Source organism: Rhizobium sp. LC145 (genome assembly GCF_001005825.1).
Classification (GTDB): domain Bacteria; phylum Pseudomonadota; class Alphaproteobacteria; order Rhizobiales; family Rhizobiaceae; genus Neorhizobium.
Genome location: NZ_LBHV01000005.1, coordinates 406,661 through 429,420, shown reverse-complemented (window position 1 = coordinate 429,420; position 22,760 = coordinate 406,661). Strand labels below are relative to the sequence as shown.

The 22,760-nt window shown below is 62.0% G+C and carries 26 protein-coding genes; 13 read left to right on the top strand and 13 right to left on the bottom strand.

What is annotated here, in order from left to right; all coding sequences use genetic code 11:
• Positions 1-18: 18 nt before the first annotated feature.
• The gene (locus YH62_RS17565; protein WP_046795507.1) at positions 19-1,032 is read right to left on the bottom strand and encodes a MoxR family ATPase; all 1,014 of its coding nucleotides are present in this window, start codon (positions 1,030-1,032) and stop codon (positions 19-21) included.
• A gap of 172 nt (positions 1,033-1,204) precedes the next feature.
• Between YH62_RS17565 and YH62_RS17560 the strand changes: the two genes are divergently transcribed.
• The 3 genes from YH62_RS17560 to YH62_RS17550 are packed head-to-tail and all read left to right on the top strand — an operon-like array spanning position 1,205 to position 3,731.
• Positions 1,205-1,840, top strand: coding sequence for a DUF1285 domain-containing protein (locus YH62_RS17560; protein ID WP_046795506.1), 636 nt, complete (start codon positions 1,205-1,207; stop codon positions 1,838-1,840).
• Positions 1,837-2,472 carry a CoA pyrophosphatase gene (locus tag YH62_RS17555; protein ID WP_046795505.1) on the top strand — a complete coding sequence of 212 codons (636 nt, stop codon included), beginning with the start codon at positions 1,837-1,839 and terminating at the stop codon, positions 2,470-2,472. The genes YH62_RS17560 and YH62_RS17555 overlap by 4 nt, the downstream gene beginning before the upstream one ends.
• Complete coding sequence (locus YH62_RS17550) at positions 2,469-3,731, top strand: CCA tRNA nucleotidyltransferase (protein ID WP_046795504.1); 1,263 nt, start codon at positions 2,469-2,471, stop codon at positions 3,729-3,731. Before YH62_RS17555 ends, YH62_RS17550 begins: the two co-directional genes overlap by 4 nt.
• Positions 3,732-3,739: 8 nt before the next feature.
• Here YH62_RS17550 and YH62_RS17545 read toward each other — a convergent pair whose 3' ends face one another.
• The 3 genes from YH62_RS17545 to hemF all read right to left on the bottom strand — a co-directional run bounded on the left by YH62_RS17545 (position 3,740) and on the right by hemF (position 5,348).
• The gene (locus tag YH62_RS17545; RefSeq protein ID WP_046795503.1) at positions 3,740-3,931 is read right to left on the bottom strand and encodes a DUF1059 domain-containing protein; all 192 of its coding nucleotides are present in this window, start codon (positions 3,929-3,931) and stop codon (positions 3,740-3,742) included.
• Positions 3,932-4,036: 105 nt separating this feature from the next.
• Entirely contained in the window at positions 4,037-4,306 is a 270-nt protein-coding gene (locus YH62_RS17540) for a hypothetical protein (RefSeq protein WP_046795502.1), read from the bottom strand.
• Positions 4,307-4,433: 127 nt separating this feature from the next.
• Positions 4,434-5,348, bottom strand: a complete 915-nt coding sequence (gene hemF, locus YH62_RS17535) for an oxygen-dependent coproporphyrinogen oxidase (RefSeq protein WP_046795597.1) — start codon at positions 5,346-5,348, stop codon at positions 4,434-4,436.
• A 159-nt stretch (positions 5,349-5,507) separates the two neighbouring features.
• Between hemF and YH62_RS17530 the strand changes: the two genes are divergently transcribed.
• Positions 5,508-5,765: a hypothetical protein gene (locus YH62_RS17530; protein ID WP_046795501.1), complete on the top strand. Its 258-nt coding sequence runs from the start codon at positions 5,508-5,510 to the stop codon at positions 5,763-5,765.
• Between the two features lie 16 nt (positions 5,766-5,781).
• On the opposite strand, the gene YH62_RS17525 is transcribed toward YH62_RS17530, so the two are convergent.
• Together YH62_RS17525 and soxR are read right to left on the bottom strand one after the other, a co-directional pair.
• Positions 5,782-7,434, bottom strand: coding sequence for a Na/Pi cotransporter family protein (locus YH62_RS17525; RefSeq protein WP_046795500.1), 1,653 nt, complete (start codon positions 7,432-7,434; stop codon positions 5,782-5,784).
• Between the two features lie 153 nt (positions 7,435-7,587).
• The gene (gene soxR, locus YH62_RS17520) at positions 7,588-8,073 is read right to left on the bottom strand and encodes a redox-sensitive transcriptional activator SoxR (RefSeq protein WP_046795499.1); all 486 of its coding nucleotides are present in this window, start codon (positions 8,071-8,073) and stop codon (positions 7,588-7,590) included.
• 78 nt (positions 8,074-8,151) lie between these two features.
• Between soxR and YH62_RS17515 the strand changes: the two genes are divergently transcribed.
• Both YH62_RS17515 and YH62_RS17510 read left to right on the top strand, forming a co-directional pair.
• On the top strand, positions 8,152-8,721 hold the full coding sequence (locus YH62_RS17515) for an NAD(P)H-dependent oxidoreductase (RefSeq protein ID WP_046795498.1): 570 nt from the start codon (positions 8,152-8,154) through the stop codon (positions 8,719-8,721).
• Positions 8,721-9,953: an MFS transporter gene (locus YH62_RS17510; protein ID WP_052760445.1), complete on the top strand. Its 1,233-nt coding sequence runs from the start codon at positions 8,721-8,723 to the stop codon at positions 9,951-9,953. The genes YH62_RS17515 and YH62_RS17510 overlap by 1 nt, the downstream gene beginning before the upstream one ends.
• A 14-nt stretch (positions 9,954-9,967) precedes the next feature.
• Here YH62_RS17510 and YH62_RS17505 read toward each other — a convergent pair whose 3' ends face one another.
• Entirely contained in the window at positions 9,968-10,429 is a 462-nt protein-coding gene (locus YH62_RS17505) for a tRNA (cytidine(34)-2'-O)-methyltransferase (RefSeq protein ID WP_046795595.1), read from the bottom strand.
• A 383-nt stretch (positions 10,430-10,812) separates the two neighbouring features.
• On the opposite strand from YH62_RS17505, the gene YH62_RS17500 reads away from it, so the two are divergent.
• Positions 10,813-12,666: an ABC transporter ATP-binding protein gene (locus YH62_RS17500; protein ID WP_046795497.1), complete on the top strand. Its 1,854-nt coding sequence runs from the start codon at positions 10,813-10,815 to the stop codon at positions 12,664-12,666.
• A 53-nt stretch (positions 12,667-12,719) separates the two neighbouring features.
• Here the strand turns inward: YH62_RS17500 and YH62_RS17495 are convergent, their stop codons facing one another.
• Positions 12,720-13,001: a type II toxin-antitoxin system RelE/ParE family toxin gene (locus tag YH62_RS17495; RefSeq protein ID WP_046795496.1), complete on the bottom strand. Its 282-nt coding sequence runs from the start codon at positions 12,999-13,001 to the stop codon at positions 12,720-12,722.
• Positions 13,001-13,261 carry a ribbon-helix-helix domain-containing protein gene (locus YH62_RS17490; RefSeq protein ID WP_046795495.1) on the bottom strand — a complete coding sequence of 87 codons (261 nt, stop codon included), beginning with the start codon at positions 13,259-13,261 and terminating at the stop codon, positions 13,001-13,003. The genes YH62_RS17495 and YH62_RS17490 overlap by 1 nt, the downstream gene beginning before the upstream one ends.
• Positions 13,262-13,434: 173 nt before the next feature.
• Between YH62_RS17490 and YH62_RS17485 the strand changes: the two genes are divergently transcribed.
• Positions 13,435-15,297 carry an ABC transporter ATP-binding protein gene (locus tag YH62_RS17485; protein WP_046795494.1) on the top strand — a complete coding sequence of 621 codons (1,863 nt, stop codon included), beginning with the start codon at positions 13,435-13,437 and terminating at the stop codon, positions 15,295-15,297.
• Here YH62_RS17485 and YH62_RS17480 read toward each other — a convergent pair whose 3' ends face one another.
• Positions 15,298-16,236 carry an endonuclease/exonuclease/phosphatase family protein gene (locus YH62_RS17480; protein ID WP_046795493.1) on the bottom strand — a complete coding sequence of 313 codons (939 nt, stop codon included), beginning with the start codon at positions 16,234-16,236 and terminating at the stop codon, positions 15,298-15,300.
• 396 nt (positions 16,237-16,632) lie between these two features.
• Here YH62_RS17480 and petA point away from each other — a divergent pair, with 396 nt between their 5' ends.
• From petA to YH62_RS17460, 4 genes are all read left to right on the top strand, one after another.
• Positions 16,633-17,211 (top strand): ubiquinol-cytochrome c reductase iron-sulfur subunit, encoded by a 579-nt coding sequence (gene petA / locus YH62_RS17475; RefSeq protein ID WP_046795492.1) that lies wholly within the window; start codon positions 16,633-16,635, stop codon positions 17,209-17,211.
• 7 nt (positions 17,212-17,218) lie between these two features.
• A complete protein-coding gene (locus YH62_RS17470; protein ID WP_137326584.1) occupies positions 17,219-18,511 on the top strand; it encodes a cytochrome b N-terminal domain-containing protein in 1,293 nt (430 codons plus the stop codon).
• Between the two features lie 28 nt (positions 18,512-18,539).
• Entirely contained in the window at positions 18,540-19,424 is an 885-nt protein-coding gene (locus tag YH62_RS17465; protein WP_046795490.1) for a cytochrome c1, read from the top strand.
• 114 nt (positions 19,425-19,538) lie between these two features.
• Positions 19,539-20,075 (top strand): adenine phosphoribosyltransferase, encoded by a 537-nt coding sequence (locus YH62_RS17460; RefSeq protein WP_046795489.1) that lies wholly within the window; start codon positions 19,539-19,541, stop codon positions 20,073-20,075.
• A gap of 13 nt (positions 20,076-20,088) precedes the next feature.
• On the opposite strand, the gene YH62_RS17455 is transcribed toward YH62_RS17460, so the two are convergent.
• From YH62_RS17455 to ychF, 3 genes are all read right to left on the bottom strand, one after another.
• Positions 20,089-20,556, bottom strand: a complete 468-nt coding sequence (locus YH62_RS17455) for a MaoC family dehydratase (RefSeq protein ID WP_046795488.1) — start codon at positions 20,554-20,556, stop codon at positions 20,089-20,091.
• Positions 20,553-21,020, bottom strand: a complete 468-nt coding sequence (locus YH62_RS17450) for a MaoC family dehydratase (RefSeq protein WP_046795487.1) — start codon at positions 21,018-21,020, stop codon at positions 20,553-20,555. Before YH62_RS17450 ends, YH62_RS17455 begins: the two co-directional genes overlap by 4 nt.
• A gap of 84 nt (positions 21,021-21,104) precedes the next feature.
• The gene (ychF, locus tag YH62_RS17445) at positions 21,105-22,208 is read right to left on the bottom strand and encodes a redox-regulated ATPase YchF (RefSeq protein ID WP_046795486.1); all 1,104 of its coding nucleotides are present in this window, start codon (positions 22,206-22,208) and stop codon (positions 21,105-21,107) included.
• Positions 22,209-22,399: 191 nt separating this feature from the next.
• On the opposite strand from ychF, the gene clpS reads away from it, so the two are divergent.
• Complete coding sequence (clpS, locus tag YH62_RS17440; protein WP_046795485.1) at positions 22,400-22,708, top strand: ATP-dependent Clp protease adapter ClpS; 309 nt, start codon at positions 22,400-22,402, stop codon at positions 22,706-22,708.
• The last annotated feature ends 52 nt before the right edge of the window (positions 22,709-22,760 follow it).

Below are 22,760 nucleotides of genomic sequence, written 5' to 3'. Positions count from 1 at the left end.
AAGCCCGCATGAGGGACGTCAGCCCCGGGCTTCCCTGACCAGATTGGCGATGACGTCGCGCACCGACATGCCTTCGGCGCGCGCCGCGAAATTAAGCGCCATCCGGTGTTCGAGCACGGGTTCGGCAAGCGCATAGACATCGTCGAGCGAAGGGGCGAGCCGGCCTTCGTAGAGCGCGCGAGCGCGGGCCGTCAGCATCAGCGACTGGCCGGCGCGGGGGCCCGGGCCCCAGGCGACGTGCTTGTCCGTCGCGGCATTGCCGTGGCCGGGGCGGGCGGAGCGGACGAGATTGAGGATCGCATCGACCACCTTGTCGCTCACCGGCATCTGGCGGATCAGGGTCTGAATTTCCTGGAGCCGCGCCGCGTCGATGATGCCGCGAGGCTTGGTTTCCGAAAGTCCGGTGGTTTCCAAGAGGATCTGCCGTTCGGCGTCAAGTTCCGGATAGAGCACGTCCACCTGCAGCAGGAAGCGGTCGAGCTGGGCTTCCGGAAGCGGGTAGGTGCCTTCCTGCTCCAGCGGGTTCTGGGTGGCGAGCACATGGAAGGGGGCGGGCAGGTCATATCGCTGGCCGGCGACGGTGATGTGATATTCCTGCATGGACTGCAGGAGCGCGGACTGGGTGCGCGGCGAGGCGCGGTTGATCTCGTCGGCCATCAGAAGCTGGGCGAAGACCGGACCCTTGACGAAACGGAAGGAGCGCCGGCCGCTCTCGTCCTGATCCATGACTTCCGATCCCAGGATATCCGAGGGCATCAGGTCAGGCGTGAACTGGATGCGGTTGGCGTCGAGGCCGAGAACGGCACCGAGGGTGGTAACGAGCTTGGTCTTGGCCAGACCCGGAACGCCGACGAGAAGCGCATGGCCGCCGGAAAGCACGGCCAGCAAGGTGTTTTCCACCACGTTCTCCTGGCCGAAGATGACCTTGGCCACCTCGGCGCGGATCGCGGCGATATCCGAAAGGGCGTTTTCCGCAGCGGCGATAATGGCCTTCTCGTCGAGAACGGTTTCGGTGGAATTCATCATGCCCATGTCGTTCTCCTCAGGCCTTTCCCCGCTGCCTTATGCGCGGGTTCGACGAATCGCTGCGGTGCAGCACACGCTTCATCCAAACAAACTTATTACCCGAAATGTGGCTGACAAGCGCGTTTCGAATGACTATCTCGTGAGGAACAATTGCTTACGCGGGAACCGAGACTGAAAGATGGCGAGGGAAACGATCAGTTCCGCATCGGATGCCGCCGGCCTTGCGGCGATGATCTCGCGCGCCGCGGAGCAGGTTGGGGGGCAGGCCGGAAAGGAAAAGCGCGGGCTCCCTCCCGTCGAAAAGTGGAACCCGCCCTTCTGCGGCGATCTCGACATGGAAATCCGCGCGGACGGCACCTGGTTCTACATGGGCACGCCGATCGGGCGGGCTCCGCTGGTGCGGCTCTTCTCCACCGTGCTGCGCAGGGACGAGGACGGGAAGACGTATCTGGTGACGCCCGTCGAAAAGGTGGGCATCCGCGTCGTGGACGCGCCCTTCCTGGCAGTCGAGATGAACGTTACCGAACGTGAGGGCAGGCAGGTGCTCACCTTCCGCACCAATGTGGGCGACGTGGTGGAGGCGGGCGAGGAGCACCCGCTGCGTTTCGTCGTGCATGGCGAGAACCGGGAGCTAAAACCCTATCTTCTGGTGCGCGGGCGGCTGGAGGCGCTGGTTTCCAGGGCCGTGATGTACGACCTGGTCGAGCTCGGCGAGGCGGTCGAGATCGACGGTGTTCCCATGTTCGCCATACGCTCTGGAAACCAGGTCTTTCCGGTGATGCCGGAAGCCGAACTCGACGCCCTTTCCAGATGAGTGAATTCCCCCTTTATTCAGCCGATGAATTCCGCCATCGCGCCCTTCACCAGAACGGCGGCCCGATCGATCATGCATGGCGGGACCATGGCGATCATCTGCTCAATCCGGATATCGTGACGCAGGTGGAAGGCCTGAAACTGCGTGATGCGGCGGTGCTCGTGCCGGTGATAGACGATGGCGAGGAGGCGAAGGTCATCCTCACGCAACGGACGGCGAGCCTCAGAAAGCATTCGGGGCAGATCGCCTTCCCGGGAGGCGCGATCGATCCCACCGACATTTCACCCGAACAGGCGGCGCTGAGGGAAACGGAAGAGGAGATCGGTCTCGACCGCTCCTTCGTGGAACCGCTGGCGCGGCTGCCCACCTATTTCGCCGCGACGGGCTTCCGCATCACGCCCGTGCTTTCGGTCGTGCGGCGAGGCTTCGAGTTGAGGCCGAATCCGAAGGAAGTGGACGAAATATTTGAAGTTCCGCTATCTTTTCTGATGACTGAGGCGAACCATCAGCGCGGCAGCCGCGTATGGAACGGGGTCGAGCGGCATTTCTACCTGATGCCCTATGGCGAGCGGAAAATCTGGGGTATCACGGCCGGAATCCTGCGCACGCTCTATGAAAGGCTCTATGCATGACGAGCATTGCCGACGAAGACTGGTTCCGCGATCCGGCCTTGCAGAGGATTCTTTCCCTGCTCAATGCCGATGGCGGGGAAGCGCGCGTGGTCGGCGGCGCGGTGCGCAACACGCTGATGAGGCTGCCGGTCGGCGACATCGACATCGCGACCACGCTGCTCCCGGAAATTGTGGTTGAACGGGCCAGGGCGGAAGGCGTCAAGGCCGTGCCGACGGGAATCGACCACGGCACGGTGACGCTGGTTGCGGATGGCCATGGCTACGAGGTGACGACGTTGCGCCGCGATGTCGCAACCGATGGCCGCCATGCGCAGGTCGCTTTCGGCACCGACTGGCAGGCGGATGCGGAGCGCCGTGACCTGACGATCAACGCGCTTTATGCGGATGGCAAGGGTGAGGTGGTGGACCTTGTCGGCGGACTTGCGGATATCGAAAGCCGCACCGTCCGCTTCATCGGCGATGCGGCGACGCGGATTGCCGAGGATCATCTGCGCATCCTGCGCTTCTTCCGGTTCTTCGCCCATTACGGTTCGGGGCGGCCCGATGCCGATGGCCTGCGGGCCTGTGCGCGCGCCAAGGACAGGCTCTCGATGCTCTCGGCCGAACGGGTATGGGCCGAGACGAAGAAGCTGCTTTCGGCCCATGATCCCTCGCGTGCGCTTCTCTGGATGCGCCAGACGGGCGTGCTGACGGAAATTCTGCCGGAAACCGAGAAATGGGGCATAGACGGCATTCACGGACTTGTCGCTTGCGAGCAGGGTCTCGGCTGGGCGCCCGATCCGCTACTGCGGCTCGCCGCCATCGTACCGCCCGACGCGGAGCGTATCGAGGTTCTTTCGAAGCGGCTGAGAATGTCGAATGCGGAGGCTGCGAAACTTGCCGCCTGGGCGGCCGCGCCAAACCTGCCGGACGAGGTGACGGATATCGGCTTCGACCGTTTGCTCTACCGGCACGGCAAGGAAGGCATCCTCATGTGCCTCAAGCTGGCGCTTGCGGCCGCGCGTTACGGCGCGGAAGGCGATCCGGTGGCGATGCGGAAATCCGCACGGTTTTCCGTGCTGCTCGACAGGGCAGGGAATTATAGCAAGCCCGTCTTCCCGTTAAGCGGTGCGGACGTGCTGGCGGCAGGCGTGCCGGCGGGAAAAAGGGTGGGCGAGATCCTCGCCGCGCTGGAGAAATTCTGGATGGAGCGCAATTTCGTGCCCGACCGGGCGGCGCTTGCCGCCCGACTTGAGGAAATGCTGCGTGACCAGCCGTAATCGGCGGTTCAGGCCGCGTCCGGTTTAGCTTCGTCGCGTATGCGGGCCTTGATATTCTCGACCATGTTCTCGCGGATGATGTCCTCGCCGTGATCGGTGCGCAGATGCTCCACGGCCCGGCGCACGACTTCGGCATCTTGATCGGCTCGGGTGTGCCATTGGCAGCCGGGCACGAGCGTGCCGCATTCGAACAGTCTCATCCCTTTTCCTCCTGTTATCAAACGAATACCTGCCGCGGCGCGTCTCCTTCCGCGCCACGGTGTCCGGGATAACTCGTCAATTACGAACCCGTTCCAGGCCCGCCTTCATTCGGACAGTGCCCAGGCGCGGAAGACCGCGGCTGCCCTGTCTTCATCCGCGACCACCGGCGGCCTTGAATCATTGGCCGCCGTGGCGCCGGCCATCCTGAGGGAAAGCTGGCGTTTCACCTGTTCGACGCAGAAGGAATAGGGCAATTCGCTGCCGCTGCGGGCCCGCATTTCCGTCGCGAGACGATCGATCGTCTCGGGATTGGCGAGAGCGGGGATGCCGGTCCGGCTCTCGGAGAGATTAGGCACTGGCTTGTTCGCTGTCATGGCGATCCTCCTCCGGTGCTACCAGCGCGAAGGTTAACACCGACAGGCGGTTCTGGGTATCAAATTCGTTAACGAAAATGTGTCGATTTGCCTCCGCCGGCCCCATGGTGCTCGCTATGCGAAGCGCTCAAGGCCAGCGCACCACCGGAGGCAGCGAAGACAGGATGGATTCGACATTCCCGCCCGTCTTCAGACCGAAAATGGTGCCGCGGTCGTAGAGGAGATTGAACTCCACATAACGGCCGCGACGGATGAGTTGCTCGTCGCGGTCATCTTCCGTCCAGGGCTGGTTGAAGTTGGAGCGGACGATCTTGGGATAGACGAGGCTGAAGGCCCGACCTACATCCTGCACGAAGGCGAAATCGGCGTCCCAGCCGCCCTTTTCTTCTTCCGAATGCAGCCAGTCGAAAAAGATGCCGCCGATGCCGCGCGGCTCGTTGCGGTGCTTCAGGAAGAAATATTCGTCGCACCATTGCTTGTAGCGGCCGTAATCCGCGACGGTGGCGTGGCGGCCGCAGGTGATTTCCATGGCGCGATGGAAAAGCAGGCTGTCGGGATCGGTCTGCTCGCGGCGACGGTCCAGAACCGGCGTCAGGTCGGCGCCACCGCCGAACCATTGGCTGGTCGTCACCACCATGCGGGTGTTCATGTGAACGGCCGGCACATTGGGATTGATCGGATGGGCGATCAGCGAAATGCCGGAGGCCCAGAAACGCGGGTCTTCCTCGGCGCCGGGGATCTGGCTGCGGAAATCGGCAGAAAATTCACCGTAAACGGTGGAGGTGTGGACGCCGACCTTCTCGAAGACGCGGCCTTCCATCATCGACATCCTGCCGCCGCCGCCCGCGCCGTCGTCACGTAGCCAGTCCTTGGCTACGAAGCGGCCGGGCTGCTGGTCGGAGAGGGGGCCGGCCAGCTCGTCCTCCAGGGTTTCGAAGGATGCGCAGATGGTATCGCGCAAGCTCTCGAACCAGGCCTTGGCGGTGGCCTTCTTCTCCTCGATATCCGCGTGCAGCCCCTTCGGCAGTACCGGCCGTTCCATCGTCTCACCCCATGGTGCGATTCGTCTTTCTGAAAGCGTCATTAGCAGCAATGGCTTTCCCGAGCCATTCGCCAGACTGACGCGCCGTCATACGCCTGAAAAATCGGACTCGCAAAGAATCTGACGGCGCATTATCTTGCCTCCATAGAGGTGAAGTGCATGGCGAAACAGACACCGCCGCCACTTGACGGCCTGAAGCGCAGGATCGACCGGCATCGGCAGGAGAAGGCCGGCAAGCCGTCGGGCATGTTCGTTCGCGAAACCTTCCTGCTTTCACGCGAGGAAGCGCGCGAGAAGGCGCGCGAATGGTTCGACGCCTTTCCGAAAGCCGCATACTGGACCGAGGTGGAAAGCTGGCGCCAACTCGAGGGCGACCGGATCGAATTCACCATGCGGCGGCTGCCTTCGGCCGATTAGGCCGGGTTTCCATATCTCACGAACGCGGTTCGGCCTGTCTCAGACGGCTTTCAACGAGCACGCCGCTATCGTCCAGGATCGGATGGGCGACGGAGACAATATGCGCATTGATACGCTTCAGGTCGCGCAGCAGGTCGAGGTGCAGCGAGCTTGTCTGCAGGCTTTCCAGCTTGCCGTCGCGCAGGCGTTCCAGATGCCGCTCGGCTGACTGTTTCTCCATGTGGCGCACATTGACCTTGATCTCCATAAGCTGGCGGGCGAGATCGAAATCGCCGGTGACGAAGATGGTCTGGGCGACGCGCAGGTTATCGACCGTGAGATTGAACAGGTTTTCCAGCTCCCGATAGCCGTCGTCGGAGAATTTCAGGCCGTTGTCGATCTTCTTCCTGACCTCGCCGCAGAGGCCCTTCTCGACGATGTCGCCGATATGCTCCAGATTGATGACATAATCGATGATGGCGATCGAGCGCCTCGCATTCTCGTCATCCAATCCCCCGCGCCCAAGCTTCGAAAGATAAAGTTTCACCTCCTGCTGGATCAGGTCGACGCGCTTTTCGAGCGTTTCGATCTCCTGCAATGGAGCCAGATCATTGTGCTTGAAAGCGTTTTCGGTGCGGATCAGCATCCGCTCGATGAGATCGCCGACGCCGAGCACCTCCCGCGTGGCATTGGCAAGCGCCACGACCGGCGTTTCGAGCGCATCGGGATCGAGGAAGCGCGGACCGGTTTCCGCGCTTTCCTCCGTGGGGACGAGCCGGGTCATCAGGTCCGAGATCAAGCCGGAGAAGGGCCAGGCGAGTGCGGCAAGCAGGACGTTGAAGATCAGATGGGCGTCGACCGGCAGCTTCTGCGGCGAAAGCGGCAGCGTCTGCAGGAACTCGGCGCCGTAGCCGGCGAGCGGCAGCGCGATAAGGCAGCCGATGGCGCGAACGGTCAGATTGCCGAGCGTGATGCGGCGGGCGGCCGCGGGGCCGGAAAGGGTGGCGATGACGGGCGGCACGGCTCCGCCCAGATTGGCGCCGAGGATCAGCACGATGACCAGCCCGGCCGAAAGGATGCCGGTCGAGGCAAGCGACAGGATCAGCACCACCATCGCAAGGCTGGAAGAGGACACGAAGGCGAGACCGGCGGAGAGAAGCAGCGCCACGGGCCAGGCATTGTCGAGAAGGCCGATGAAGGCGGCAAGCGCCGGCGAACTCCGCATCGGTTCGGTTGCGGCCGACAGAAGATGCAGCGAAAGCAGCATCAGACCTACGCCGATCAGCGCGGCGCCGCCGCCCTGGCGGGCGCTCGATCCGCTGCGATGGAGGATGAGGCCGGCCAGGATGACGAGCGGCGAGAGCCATTCGATGCCGGTCGCCACGATCCAGGCCGTGACGGCCGTTCCCACATTGGCGCCGAGCAGCACGATCTGCGCCATGCGCGGCCGGATGAGATCGCGCTCCACGAAGGAGGCGACGGTGAGGGCGGTGGCGGTGGAGCTTTGCAGCGCGACCGTTGCCACGAAGCCGGAGAGGAAGGAACGCGGACCATTGCGGGTTCCGGTCGCGAGGCCGGTGCGGAGTTTCGGGCCGAAGGCGCGCGAGACCCCATCCTTCACCTGCGCGAGGCCGAACAGCAGAAGGGCGACGGCGCCCAGCAGGTTCACGATGACGATGGTGGATTCCATGCGGCTCCCCAGATGGCCGAACCGGAAATGCCGGAATCCGGTTTGCCGGCTAAGGATGATAACGCCGGCCGGCCAATCCTTACAATGCTTTCGGCGAGGGTTTCCGAAAAGAATTCGACAGACACGACGTCGGACATTTCCGGGTAGAATGCGCTAGCCGGCGGAAGGTTCTGTAAAATCCTCCAAGGGTAGAAGTCGTGGGCCTGCGCCTTGTTCCGAAAGAACGTCATCAGGATTGCGCAGCGGGCATTCGTGCATCGAGAGACAGCCGCAGCCGATGCAGTCGGTCAAATGGTTCCGGAGCGCGGTGAGGCTCTCGATGCGCGCGTCGAGCTGCCGTTTCCACGTTTCGGAAAGCCGCTGCCAGTCCTTGGCGGTCAATGGCCGATCGTGCGGCAGGACGGACAGCGCCTCGGCGATATCGGCGAGCGGGATGCCTGTTCGCTGCGCCACCTTGATGACGGCGACCCGACGTAACACGACGCGGGGGTAACGCCGCTGGTTGCCGCGGTTGCGCCAGCTTTTTATCAATCCCTTGGTTTCGTAAAAATGCAGCGTCGAGACCGCGACGCCGCTGCGCTCAGCCACTTCGCCCACGGTCAGTTCAAGGGGGATGCGCCGGTCCGGAGTTTTCTTCATCGCTGCTATTGACCTCAATATTACTTGAGGTTTTATAGCAGGTGCTCCCATGAACCGAAAGCCCGGGAGCAATCTCCGATGAAAACAAAAATCACCGTGGCGCTGATCTATGGCAGCGCGAGGCCTGGCCGTTTCTGCGATGTCGTCGCCGATTGGGTGCTGACGCACCTGCCCGAGATGATGGCGGCGGATATCGTGATCGTCGATCCCGCTGACCTGGCCGCCGAGACGCGCAATGCGAAGGCGGACATGCAGGCCAGGATTGCGCGCGATCTTGCCCGTGCCGATGCCTTCCTGGTCGTCACGCCGGAGTACAATCACGGCTATACGGCGGCGCTCAAGGAGCTCATCGACATGTTCTATGAGCCCTGGTGGGGCAAGCCTGTCGGCTTCGTCTCCTATGGCGGCGTATCGGGAGGCCTTCGCGCGGTGGAGCAGTTGCGCCAGGTCTTTGCCGAGCTCGGCACAGTGGCGATCCGCGAAAGCGTCAGCTTCGCCCATGCCCATGAGAAATTCGACGACGCCGGAAACCTGTATGAGCCGCAGCGGGCTGCCCGGCAGCTCGAAAAACTGGCGAGGCAGCTCACATGGTGGGCTTCGACGCTGAAGGCCGGCCGCGAGGCGCTCGTCGTCGAGGAGGCTGTCTGATGCTGAACAGACCCGCCACTTTGCAAACATCGCCTGTAAGGCTGGTGCCGGAAAGCTACCGCAATGCCACGCTGCTTTCGTTAAGCACGCTGACGATCATGTCCGGAGCGACCATCTCGGCCTCGCTTCCCGGCATCGAGACGCGGTTCGCGGACGTGCCGAACGTGGCGCTGTTGAGCCGTCTCGTGCTGACGCTGCCGGCGATCTTCATCGCTGCCTTCTCGCCTATCGCCGGCCTGGTGATCGACCGTTTCGGGCGCAAGCCGCTGCTGGTCGCAGCACTTTCGCTCTTTGCGATAGCCGGCTGCTCCGGTCTCTTCGCCCAGACGCTCACCGGATTGCTGATCGGCCGCGCCGTGCTCGGGCTTGCCGTCGGCGGCATCATGACCGTCAGCACCGCGCTGGTCGGTGATTTCTTCACCGGGCCGGCGCGCGACCGCTATATGGGCCTGCAGCAGGCTTTCGTCGGCGTCGGCGGAACGATCTTCCTGACGGGCGGCGGCTTCCTTGCGGAAATGCATTGGCGCGCGCCCTTCCTCATCTATGCGCTTGCCTTTTTGGTGCTGCCTGCCGTGCTGTTGTTCATATCCGAGCCGGTGCGGGTGGCGACCGCCACCGTGAAGGGACAGGCGGGCCGGCTCGGGGCAAGGGGCATCATCCTCCTGGCGATGCTGTTTGCCGCCGCAGTCTTCAACATGATCATCTTCTACATGATCCCCACACAGCTTCCCTTCTTCCTGAAGGATATCGGGGTTGCGGCACCCAGCCTTGCGGGCGTGGCGATCGGCGTCGGCCAGGCGATCGGAGTCGTCAGCGCCCTGGTCTTTGCCCGCTTCCGGCGCGTGCTTGGCATCATGGGGGTCTTCGCGCTCGCCTTCGGCTCGATCGGCTCGGCCTTCCTGATGTTCTCCATCTCGGAGCACTATGCGGGCGTTCTCGTCGGCATGGCGATCTCGGGGATCGGCATGGGAACGATCATGCCGAACTTCGCGGCAGCCGCCATGATGCTCGCGCCGCCGCAATCGCGCGGACGGATTTCCGGTTTGCTGGTATCGAGCATCTTCCTCGGCCAGTTCCTCTCGCCACTGGTCTCTCAGCCGGTGATCGCGGCAAGCGGCTATGCAGCTGCTTATGGACTGGCGGGATTGGCAGCGGTGACCGTCGCCTTCGGTGCGCTGGCGGCGCGGCTGACGGCCGGGACGATGACTACGGCGAGGGAAGGGGGAGGGTGATGCCTACTGCTGCCTCAGCCGAAACCCGTTTGCCGGAGCGCTTCTCCGGCAATCATCGCCGCCGACATCGCGACGTTGATGGAACGCTGACCCGCGACCATGGGGATGAGGACCCGCTCCTCCGCCTTCTCGTGCACATGGTCGGGGACGCCGGCGCTTTCCCGGCCGAAAAGCAGAATGTCGTCGGGGCGATAGGTGAGCTGGGTATAGGGCAAGGCCGCCTTGGTGGAGGCAAGCACGAGACGGCGGCCGCTTGCCGCCCGCCAATCCTCGAAGGCCTGCCAGTTCACATGCCGCGTCAGGGTAACGTTTGCGAGATAATCCATGCCGGCCCGCTTCAGGTTGCGATCGGAAAGATCGAATCCGGCGGGTTCGATCACGTCGACGCCAAGGCCGAGGCAGGCGGCAAGCCGCAGGATCGTGCCGGTATTGCCGGGAATATCGGGCTGGTAGAGAGCGATGCGCAACTGGGTCATGAAAGCCGCATAATGGAAATCACGGCCGCTGCTCAAGAGAATTCCGCTACACGGTCTAGCTGTGACGTCCACGCAACAGACAAGACTTTGTCACCTATAATTGCCGATTTGCTCTTCCCATTTGACGGTCGAACGGGTAAAAGCGCATCGTTCTCAACGCCAACTCAAGGAGGCCCACATGGATATGACCGTGCTCTCGCGCCTCCGTCCCCAGATCGTTGCGATCCTGGTTTTGGCGTAGGTCGTTCGCGGTTTCCCGCAAACCTTCTCTTCCCTAATTCGTTACGTGGCCGTTGTACGGCCTCGATATTCTGATTTCCGCCGTTCGTCCCGCGGCCGTGTTTTGCGGTCCAGCAACGGCGATTCGATTGATGGAGCAGTCAATGTTCTCCTGGTTTGAACGGCGTTTGAACCCTTATCCGGTCGATGCGCCGACCTTGCCGCCCAAAGGGCTCATGGCCTTCTGCTGGCATTATACGAAGCCGGCGGCGCCCTGGCTGGTGCTGATGTCCATCCTCACGACGCTGATTGCCGTGGGGGAAGTGGCGCTTTTCCAGTTCCTCGGCGATATCGTCGACTGGCTATCCCATGCCGATCGCGAGACATTCCTTCAAACGGAATGGCCGCGGCTGGCGTTGATGGCGTTTGTCGTGCTGATCGGCCTGCCGGTCGTCGCAGGGCTTAATGCGCTCATCATGCACCAGATCCTGATGGGCAATTTCCCGATGATCGCCCGCTGGCAGATGCACCGCTTCCTGCTCCGGCACTCGATGACCTTCTTCGCCAACGAGTTCGCCGGCCGGGTTTCGACGAAGGTGATGCAGACTTCGCTCGCGATCCGCGAGACGGTGATGAAGGTGCTCGACGTCTTCGTCTACGTCGCGGTCTATTTCATCTCGATGATCGCGGTCGTTGCGGCTGCGGATTGGCGGCTGGTCATTCCGCTGGTCGTCTGGATGATCCTCTATGCGGCGATCGTCACCTATTACGTGCCGCGGCTGAAGAAGATCTCGGCCGATCAGGCGGATGCGCGCTCGATGATGACCGGCCGCGTGGTCGACAGCTATACCAACATCGCCACGGTGAAGCTGTTCTCCCATGCCGGCCGTGAAGAGGCTTACGCCCAGGATGCGATGAACGCTTTCCTGGAAACCGTGCACCGGCAGATGCGCAAGGTGACCAATTTCCAGGTTCTGGTCTACCTCATCAACTGCGTGGTGCTCTTCGTCGTCGCCACCATGTCCATCTGGTTCTGGCTGGAAAGCGCGATCTCGATCGGCGCGATCGCCATCGCCATCGGTCTTGCCATGCGCATCAACGGCATGTCGCAGTGGATCATGTGGGAAGTCTCGGCGCTGTTCGAGAATATCGGCACGGTCTATGACGGCATGGAAATGATGACCAAGCCGCATGACGTGGTGGACAAGCCGGCTGCGACCGCGCTCGCCGCAAAGAAGGGGCATATCCGCTACGAGAATGTCCGCTTCCACTACGGCAAGTCGAAAGGCATCATCGAGGGCCTCAACCTGGACATCGAGGCTGGTGAGAAGGTGGGCCTGGTCGGACGTTCGGGCGCCGGCAAGACGACCCTGATGAACCTGCTCCTGAGGTTCTACGACCTCGAAGGCGGTCGCATCACCATCGACGGGCAGGATATCTCGACGGTCTCGCAGGATAGCCTACGGTCGCTGATCGGCGTCGTCACGCAGGACACCTCGCTCCTGCACCGGTCCATCCGCGACAACATCGCCTATGGCCGGCCGGACGCGACCGATGAGGAGATCATCCAGGCGGCCAAGCGCGCCAATGCCTGGGATTTCGTCGAAGGGCTTTCCGACATGCAGGGCCGAAAGGGTCTCGACGCGCATGTCGGCGAGCGCGGCGTGAAGCTCTCCGGCGGCCAGCGCCAGCGTATCGCGATCGCCCGTGTCTTCCTCAAGGACGCGCCGATCCTGGTGCTGGACGAGGCGACCTCGGCGCTCGACAGCGAAGTCGAGGCGGCGATCCAGGAAAACCTCTTTGCCCTCATGCAGGGCAAGACGGTGATCGCGATCGCCCACCGCCTCTCGACGCTGACCGAGATGGACCGGCTGATCGTGCTCGACAAGGGCCGTATGATCGAGACCGGCACCCATCAGGAACTGGTGGCTTCCGGCGGCATCTATGCCGACCTGTGGACCCGCCAGTCCGGCGGCTTCCTCGCCGACCACGAAGCCGAAGAGGTTGCGGCGGAATGAAAAAGGGTGCTCCCCGTTCGCGGGGAGCGCCTCCCGTTCGTTGAGCGGATTTCTTATTGATTACGATTTTCCCGGGTATGCCAGATACGCAGCAGGAAGATTATGTCCTGCTGGATCTCATATCGAAGCTCGTAATCCGCAATCAGAAGACGCCTGACCTCGCGGGGAGAGAACTCCTCCAGCTTTTCGCCGAGCCGCGGATGCCCGATCAGTCTTTTCGGAGCGGATACCAGTGCATTCAACACCCGCGCGGCCGCGGGCGGATTGACCGCCGCCAGAAACTCATGAAGGCGGTCGAGATCGGAAACCGCCTTCGCGGTCCATTGGATGCGCATTAGAGTGGGCGAGGCAGAGGTTTGTCGCCGTCGAGGCTAGCGATCCATTTCTCCACTTCGTCGTGATCGACGACATTGCCGGCATCGACATCGGCCATGGCATCCAACGTCAGCTGCTGACGCTCCTCTTCGAGCGCGATCCAATTCGTCAAAGCCTGTTTGACGATCCAGCCTCGGGACCGCTCCAATCGGCTCGCCATTTCATCGACCTTCTCGGCGAGATCATGCGGTACATGTGCCGTGAGAACGCGGTTATTCATTGGAGCGTTTCCCGTTAATCGTATTGATTAAGAACGATTGGCTTATACCAGATTTCAAAAGACCCGCCAACGGCCAGCCGAAAGCGTTCCGACAGCCGGCATTTAAGAAATGTAAGCCTGGCTTCGATGGCTTTTCCTTTGCCGCCCGCGGGAATCCGCCTATATCGGGCGGCATGGCCAATTTCTTGTTCCGCACTTTCGAAAACTGGATCAAACCTTTCGCAAGGCGGGACGACCTGAAGCCGCCGGAAGGACTGCTCGGCTTCGTCTGGTTCTATGTGCGGCAGGCGAAGTTTCCCTTCATCGCCATGCTGGTGCTTGGCGGACTTGCCGCCGGGGTCGAGGCGGCGATGTTCTGGTATGTCGGCAGGCTGGTCGATATCCTGGAGACCGCGCAACCTTCGGCGGGCTGGTCCGGCCTTCTTGCCGATCATGGCGCCGAACTCGTTACCATGGCGCTTGTCGTCGGGGTAGGGCGCTTCCTGATCGGCCTCTTCACGGCACTGGTCGACCAGCAGATCATCACGCCCGGCTTTTACAATCTGGTGCGCTGGCAATCCTATATCCATGTCTCGCGCCAGTCGCTGAGCTTCTTCCAGAACGATTTTTCCGGCCGCATCGTCACCAAGGTCTGGTCGGCCGGCCAGGCGACGGGCGACGTGCTGACGGCTTTCATGGAAAGCATCTGGTTCGTTGCGATCTATTCCGTCTCCACGGTGGCGCTGGTGGCGCAGCTCGACTGGCGGCTGGCAGCGGTGGTGCTCGCCTGGCTCGCCATCTTCGCGGTTCTTGCCCGATATTATGTTCCCCGCATTCGCGAGCATTCCAAGCAATCGGCCGAGGCAGGGTCGATGATCAGCGGCCGCATGGTGGATGCCTATTCGAACATCCAGACGCTGCGCCTGTTCGGCCGGGACGAGGCGAACGACAGCTATATGCGCCAGGGATTCGAGAGGTTCCAGGCCACCATTCTGGGCTTTACCCGCCTGCTCACCGGCGTCCGGGCATCGATGGCTTTTCTCTCGGGCGTCATGATCGTGACGATGGCGGCGCTCAGCGTGCATCTATGGCTCGGCGGAAGGATCAGCTCGGGCGCGGTCGCCTTCACGCTTGCGCTGATGCTGAGGCTCAATTTCCTGCTTGGAAGGCTGATGACGCAATTGAACGGCATCATGCGCAATATCGGCACGATCCAGAACTCCGCCGAGTTGATCTCCCAGCCGATCGGGCTGGTGGATGCGCCGGATGCAACCGAGCTCGTGGTCCGCAAGCCGGAAATCCGCTTCGAGAACGTGAGCTTCCGTTACGGCGGCGAGAAGGGGGTGATCAACGCGCTCTCGCTCACCGTCCAGGCGGGCGAAAGGATCGGCATCGTCGGAAGGTCTGGCGCGGGCAAGTCGACGCTGGTGAACCTGCTCCTGCGCTTCTACGATCTGGAAGGCGGCCGGATACTGATCGACGGGCAGGACATAGCCAGGGTAACCCAAGAATCGCTGCGGGCGCAGATCGGCATGGTCACGCAGGACACGTCGCTGCTGCATCGCTCGATCCGCGACAATGTTCTCTTCGGACGTCCGGACGCGACCGACGAACAGCTTCTGGCCTCGGCGCGGCGGGCGGAGGCCGACCGGTTCATCGCCACGCTCGAAGACCAGCGAGGCCGCAAGGGTTTCAACGCCCATGTGGGCGAGCGAGGCGTGAAACTATCGGGCGGTCAGCGCCAGCGTATCGCGATCGCCCGCGTAATGCTCAAGGATGCGCCGATCCTGGTCCTGGATGAGGCGACCTCTGCCCTGGATTCGGAAGTGGAGGCCGCAATCCAGTCGAACCTCGAACGGCTGATGCAGGGCAAGACCGTTCTGGCGATCGCTCATCGGCTTTCCACGATCGCGGCGCTCGACCGCCTGATCGTCATGGACAAGGGCCGGATCATCGAGGAGGGGACGCACTCACAGTTGATTGCCGGTGGTGGGCTCTATTCGGAACTCTGGGCACGTCAATCGGGCGGCTTTCTGGCCGCCGATGCCGCGCAATAATCAGTTGCCAATGATGGCGATCTCGGCGACCAGGCCGAAATGGTTCGATCCCAGAGGGTCCGGCAGTCGCGTGAGCGATCTGATCTTCAAGGGCGAGCGGACATAGACGTGATCGATCGGAAGCCCAAGCAAGCCGAGCCGCACCGGCCAGGTCGCGGGTTCGTATTCCGCCGTCGTCAATCCCGTCCAGCGCAGAAACATGCGCATGTCCGGGGCGATGCTCGCGGCATTGAAGTCTCCGGAGAGCACAAGCGGACCTTCCGTATCGGTGATGGCAAGCGCTGCCCGCACAAGCTCCATCGTGTGGAATTCGTCGAAATAGGGCTTGGTGGTGTGAATGGCGCCGACATGGACATTCCTGCCGGCAAGCGTGACTTCCGCCATCATGAAGCGTTCCGCGAACAGATCGCTGAGGCTGCGGATCACCGGTGAGCGCAAGGGTTGCCTGGAGAGTATCATCAGGTCGCAACCATCCGTTTCCGCGCCGCAGCCGAGCCGATACGGATAGACCTTCGAAAGTTCCGCGAGATGGCCGCGAAGCGGCTGGGCCTCCATGACGTTTACGATCTCGGCCCCGGAGTTCAGGATGAGCTGGGTGACCGCCTCGCCATTGGCATAATTCTCCCGAAGAATATTGAAGGACAGCAGCCGAAAGCCGGGCGCTTGCTTCTCCGCTTCGCTGGGGACGGCCGCGAACTGTCGGCTCATGACGACCGCATGGCCGCCGAGCAGCAGTGAGAGGCAAAGAAGGACCATAGCGGCAAGGCTGCGTTTCAGTAGAAGCGCGAAGAGGAGGGCGGCGGCACAGGCAATCGAGAGATGCAGCTGCAGGTTATGAAACGCCGCGAAAACCCAGATTTCGGTGACGTAGCGCGTGGCAATCGCAAAAAGGATGAGCGACACGATGACGCAGATGGCAACCGATAGTGTCTCTCTCATCTGGATTCGCCCGAGCGGCCGCCTTGGATGCGCCGGTTCGGGTAACATGGGAGTTCGAATGTTGCAATGCGAGAGCCCGAAAGGCGGTTAACGATGCCCTCGGCGGAAATTGAAGTTCAGCCTGTAGAACGCTGAATTGATTAGCAAAATCTAACCGTCTTTTGATGGCCGGAGCCCCCGGCCCAGCGGCCCGTAAAAGGGTTGGGGACGGGCGTGACATTATGGCGACATTCTGGCGGATCGGCACTTGCCAAGACTGGACATATTTTGCGATCAAGCATAGAACGCGCCAAATTGCCGGGGAATCTATGCACCAGTTGTGCCTGTTAGAGATTGTCCGGTATTGGGGGAAATGGGATTTTTCGCGAGAATTTGCGTGAGAAGGATGGTTGAGCCGTGAGCGAACACGAGACCCATAGCGGAACAGCGGGCGAGCCCACTCGCCGTGATTTCCTTTATCTGACCACCGGCATGGCCGGTGCCGTCGGCGCCGCCGCTGTGGCCTGGCCGTTTATCGACCAGATGCGGCCGGACGCCTCGACGCTCGCCCTTGCCTCGATCGAGGTGGATGTTTCGGCGCTCGAGCCGGGCATGTCGCTGACCGTGAAATGGCGCGGCAAGCCGGTCTTCATCCGCAACCGCACCCCGCAGGAGCTCGAAGAGGCCAATGCCGTTGCGCTCGGCGACCTCAAGGATCCGGTCGCCCGCAACGCCAACCTGCCGGCGGATGCGCAGGCAACGGATATCGACCGCTCGGCGGGCGAGGGCAAGGAGAACTGGATCGTCATGATCGGTTCGTGCACCCATCTCGGCTGCGTGCCGCTCGGCCAGGCCGGCGATTTCAATGGGTGGTTCTGTCCCTGCCATGGCTCGCACTACGATACGGCGGGCCGAATTCGCAAAGGTCCGGCGCCGCAGAACCTCGCCATTCCGACGTTCTCATTCGCAAGCGATACAGTGATCAGGATCGGGTAAGGGGCACATAATGAGCGGCCATTCCACATACCAGCCATCGACCGGCATCGAGAAATGGATCGATTCACGGCTTCCTCTGCCACGGATGATCTATGACAGCTTCGTCGCCTATCCCGTTCCCCGCAATCTGAATTACGCCTACACGTTCGGCGCCATGCTGGCGGTGATGCTGATCGTTCAGATCCTGACCGGCGTCGTGCTGGCCATGCATTACGCGGCTTCCACCGGCGTCGCCTTCGACTCGGTCGAGAAGATCATGCGCGACGTCAACCACGGCTGGCTCCTGCGCTACATGCATGCCAACGGTGCGTCCTTCTTCTTCATCGCGGTCTATCTGCACATCGCCCGCGGCCTCTATTACGGCTCCTACAAGGCGCCGCGCGAAATCCTCTGGATTCTCGGCGTGGTCATCTACCTCCTGATGATGGCGACCGGCTTCATGGGCTACGTGCTTCCCTGGGGTCAGATGTCCTTCTGGGGCGCGACCGTCATCACCGGCTTCTTTTCGGCTTTCCCGCTCGTCGGCGAGTGGATCCAGCAGTTCCTGCTCGGCGGCTTCGCCGTCGACCAGCCGACGCTGAACCGCTTCTTCTCGCTGCACTACCTGCTGCCGTTCATGATCGCGGGTGTTGTTATCCTGCACATCTGGGCGCTGCACGTGACCGGCCAGACGAACCCGACCGGTGTGGAAGTGAAGACCAAGACGGATACCGTCGCCTTCACCCCCTATGCGACGCTCAAGGACGCGCTCGGCGTATCGGTCTTCCTGATCGCCTATGCCTGGTTCGTCTTCTACATGCCGAACTATCTCGGCCATCCGGACAACTATATCCCGGCCGACCCGCTGAAGACCCCGGCGCACATCGTTCCCGAATGGTACTACCTGCCGTTCTACGCCATGCTGCGCGCGATCACCTTCAACATCGGCCCGATCGACTCCAAGCTGGGCGGCGTGCTCGTGATGTTCGGCTCGATCATCATCCTGTTCTTCCTGCCCTGGCTCGATACCTCGAAGGTCCGTTCGGCGGTCTACCGTCCGTGGTACAAGCTGTTCTTCTGGCTGTTCGTGGCCAACGCGATCATGCTCGGATGGCTCGGCGCCATGCCGGCGGAAGGCATCTACGTCATCCTGTCGCAGCTCGGCACGCTCTACTATTTCGGCTTCTTCCTGGTGATCATGCCGCTGCTCGGCCTGTTCGAAACGCCGCGGCGCATTCCGAACTCGATCACGGAAGCGGTTCTCGAAAAGAAGAACAAGTCCGACATGGAAAAGCTCAAGCCTGGCGAAGCCAGCGCCTGATCGCCTGCGACCGAGAGGGAATAAGACTATGAAAAAGCTTGTTGCAAGCATCCTGTCGCTGGCCTTCGTGGCAGGCATCGGCGTCGCTTCCGCGGTAGCGCAGGACGATCACGGTGCGGCCGCCGGCGGAGAGGCCCATGCGGAAGGCGGCACGCCGCACTATCCGATGCAGCATCCGAAGCATGTGGACTGGAGCTTTGCCGGTCCCTTCGGCCACTATGACAAGGGACAGCTCCAGCGCGGCCTGAAGGTCTACACGGAAGTCTGTTCGGCCTGTCACTCCATGCGGCTCGTCTCGTTCCGCACGCTGGAGGGCCTCGGCTATTCCGAAGCGCAGGTGAAGGCCTTTGCGGCGAACTACGAGGTGCAGGACGGCCCGAACGACGACGGCGAGATGTTCAACCGTGCCGCCGTTCCGTCGGATTACTTTCCGTCGCCCTATCCGAACACGCAGGCCGCCGCCGCATCCAATAACGGCGCGGCTCCGCCGGACATGTCGCTGCTTGCCAAGGCGCGCGGCGTCACCCGCGGCTTCCCGCAGTTCATCTTCGATATCTTCACCCAGTATCAGGAAGGCGGCCCGGACTACATCTACTCGCTGCTCACCGGTTATCAGGATGCGCCGGCCGGCGTCGAGGTTCCGACGGGCACGCATTACAACCCGTATTTCGTAGCAGCAGCATCGCTCGCCATGGCTCCGCCGATCAGCAACGATCAGGTGACCTACGACGACGGCGCGCCGCAGACGGTGGATCAGTATGCCAAGGACGTTTCTGCCTTCCTTATGTGGGCTGCAGAGCCGCATCTCGAAGACCGCAAGCGCACCGGCTTCATGGTCATGGTGTTCCTGGTGATCTTCACCGGCCTTCTCTACCTCACGAAGAAGTCGGTCTACGCCAGCAAGGAACACTGAGGCGAAATGCCCGAACAATAAAAAAGGCGGCCCGGTGCCGCCTTTTTTATTGGGAGGAAGGGTTCCGCCTTGGTAGAAGTTCCTGTCATCATTCTCTGACCAGCCCGGGAAATCATGTCCACGATCGATCTCGCTTCCACCGTCCGTTCCATTCAGGACTATCCGAAACCCGGCATCATCTTCCGCGACATCACCACGCTGCTCGGCGATGCGGTTGCTTTCCGCCAGGCTGTCGATGAGCTCGTGCGGCCTTATACGGGGCTTGGCGTCCATAAGATCGCGGGCATCGAGGCGCGGGGCTTCATTTTAGGCGGTGCGCTGGCGCACCAGCTTTCCGCCGGCTTCGTGCCGATCCGCAAGAAGGGCAAGCTGCCGCATGAGACGGTGCGCATCGCCTACAGCCTGGAATACGGCGTGGACGAGATGGAGATGCACAAGGACGCGGTAAAGCCGGGCGAGAAGGTCATCCTTACGGACGATCTGATCGCGACGGGAGGAACGGCGGAAGGCGCGGTGAAGCTGCTCAGGCAGCTCGGGGCCGAGATCGTGTCTGCCTGCTTCGTCATCGATCTGCCGGATATCGGCGGACGCCGGAAGCTTGAGGCGCTCGGCGTCGAAGTGCGGACGCTTATGGAGTTTTCCGGTCACTGAGCCGGGTAGAGCCTCACTCGAATTCGAGCACGGTGCCTTCGTACCGCATCACGGCCTCGCCGTGCTGATTGACGCCGTCATTGAGGGTGGTGTTGATCCAGGTGCCGGGGCGTGAGGCGAGCGGGCGGCTTTCGAGGAGCGTGGTGGAATAGGTGATGGTGTCGCCGACATAGACGGGCTTCAGCCATTGCAGCTTGCGGAACCCTGCGGAGGGGCCGAGCTTCGGCGGTTCCACACCCTCCTGTTTCAGCCGGGCATATTCCGTCATCCAATAGCTCATGAACACCTTCATCCAACCCGCGCAGGTATGCCAGCCGGAGGCGCAGAGATCGCCGAAGACATAGTTCCTGGCCGCTTCCGCATCGACGTGGAATGGCTGGGGATCGAACTTGCGGGCGAAGCGGATGATATCCTCGGACGTGAAGGTGAGTGTCCCGGTGATGACCTTCTTGCCGGGCGGCGAGAGTTCGATGAGCTTCATTCGGCAGCCTCCGGCGCGGCCCTCATCCGGATCATGATCGGGTTCTCCCCGCGCATGACGACGTCGCCGCGCTGATTTTCCACTTCATGCAGGAACTTGACGATGCCGATGCCTGGCCGGGAGCGAAGCGCCCTGGATTCCAGCACCGTCGATCGGCCGGAAAGCGTATCGCCGGCGAGCACCGGCTTCCTCCATTCCATGGCGTCGACGCCGGGTGAGCCTTCGGAAGAGGATTGCGACAGCCAGCCGTCGAACATCATCCGCATGAACATGCTTGCGGTATGCCAACCGGAGGCGGAAAGGCCCCCGAGAATGCTGGCCTTGCCCGCCGCCTCGTCAAGATGCATGGGCTGCGGATCAAACTCCTGCGCGAACTCTATGATCTCTTCCGCAGTCACCTGCTTGGGCGCCAGCGGGAAAACCCCTCCGGGCACGAAGTCCTCGAAGAAATATCTTGCTTCCATGCTGCGGCCTCCCGCCACAACGCGGCGCGATGCGCCACGCTTTCAAGTTCTCGCTTGCGCGCACTCGTGCGCGACCTCGATGGCTCAGGTGTTGAAGCGGAAGTGGATCACGTCGCCGTCCTGCACCACATATTCCTTGCCTTCGTCGCGCCCTTTGCCCGCTTCCTTGGCGCCGACTTCACCCTTGAAAGCGATGTAATCGTCATAAGCGATGGTGAAGGCGCGGATGAAGCCGCGTTCGAAATCGGTGTGGATAACGCCGGCCGCCTGCGGCGCCTTGGTTCCACGCACGATCGTCCAGGCGCGGGTTTCCTTAGGACCAACGGTGAAATAGGTAATCAGGTCGAGCAGGTGATAGCCCGCGCGGATCAGCCGGTCGAGGCCGGCTTCCTCCAAGCCCAGCGCCGCGAGGAATTCCTTGGCCTCGTCTTCCGGCAGCTGCGCGACTTCGGCTTCGATGGCGGCCGAAATGATCACGCATTCCGCGCCCTGCGCTTTCGCCATTTCGGCGACCGCCTTGGTATGCTCGTTGCCGTCGACGGCGTCGCCTTCGGCTACGTTGCACACATAGAGGACCGGATGCGAGGTCAGGAGGTTGAGGCCCTTGAGAATGGCAATCTCGTCGGCGCCGAGCGTCTGAAGCAGCAGACGCGCCGGCTTGCCGTCCTGCAGCAGCTTGATCACGGCTTCCATGACCGGAAGCTGCGCAAGCGACTCCTTGTCCTTGCCGGTAGCACGCTTGCGCGTCTGGTCGACGCGCCGTTCCAGGCTTTCGAGGTCGGCGAGCATCAGCTCGGTCTCGATCGTCTCGGCGTCGCCGACCGGATTGATGCGGCCTTCGACATGAGTGATGTCGTCATCTTCGAAGCAGCGCAGCACGTGCACGACGGCGTCGACTTCGCGGATGTTTGCGAGGAACTTGTTGCCGAGGCCTTCACCCTTCGATGCGCCGCGCACGAGACCGGCGATGTCGACAAAGGAGATGCGCGTCGGAATGATTTCCTTTGAACCGGCGATAGTTGCCAGTTGCTGCATGCGCGGATCCGGCACCGCGACTTCGCCGGTATTCGGCTCGATCGTGCAGAACGGATAATTCGCCGCCTGCGCCGCAGCGGTCTTGGTGAGCGCGTTGAAGAGAGTGGACTTGCCGACATTCGGCAGTCCGACGATACCGCATTTGAAGCCCATCGGTGAAGGAACCCGTATCTAAAAAAACTGTTGCTGAGGCTATGGGGGAAAGCGCCGCAAGGGTCAAGACTTGCGAGTTGCTGGCGTGGATGAGACTTGAAGGTGGGAGGCCATCGCTTGAATTATCCTCCGTTGCGCTGCAATATATCAGGAAGCCCAGTGTCGAACCCCGTCTCGGGAGGCGGGACGCCATGAGCCAAGATACAATCCTCAAGCCGAAAAACACGACCAAGCCGAAGCTCGATCGGCCGAAGCTCTACAAGGTCATTCTCGTCAACGACGACTACACGCCGCGCGAGTTCGTCGTCATGGTGCTGAAGGCGGTCTTCCGCATGAGCGAGGAAGCCGGCTATCGGGTGATGCTGACCGCGCACCGGATGGGGACATCCGTCGTGGTCGTCTGCGCCAAGGACATTGCAGAGACCAAGGCCAAGGAGGCGACCGATCTTGCCAAGGGGGCAGGTTTCCCGCTGATGTTCACGACCGAGCCGGAAGAATAGCGGCCAGGCAGAGTACTGGACACGCCGAGGCGGCGGCCGGACTGCACGACAG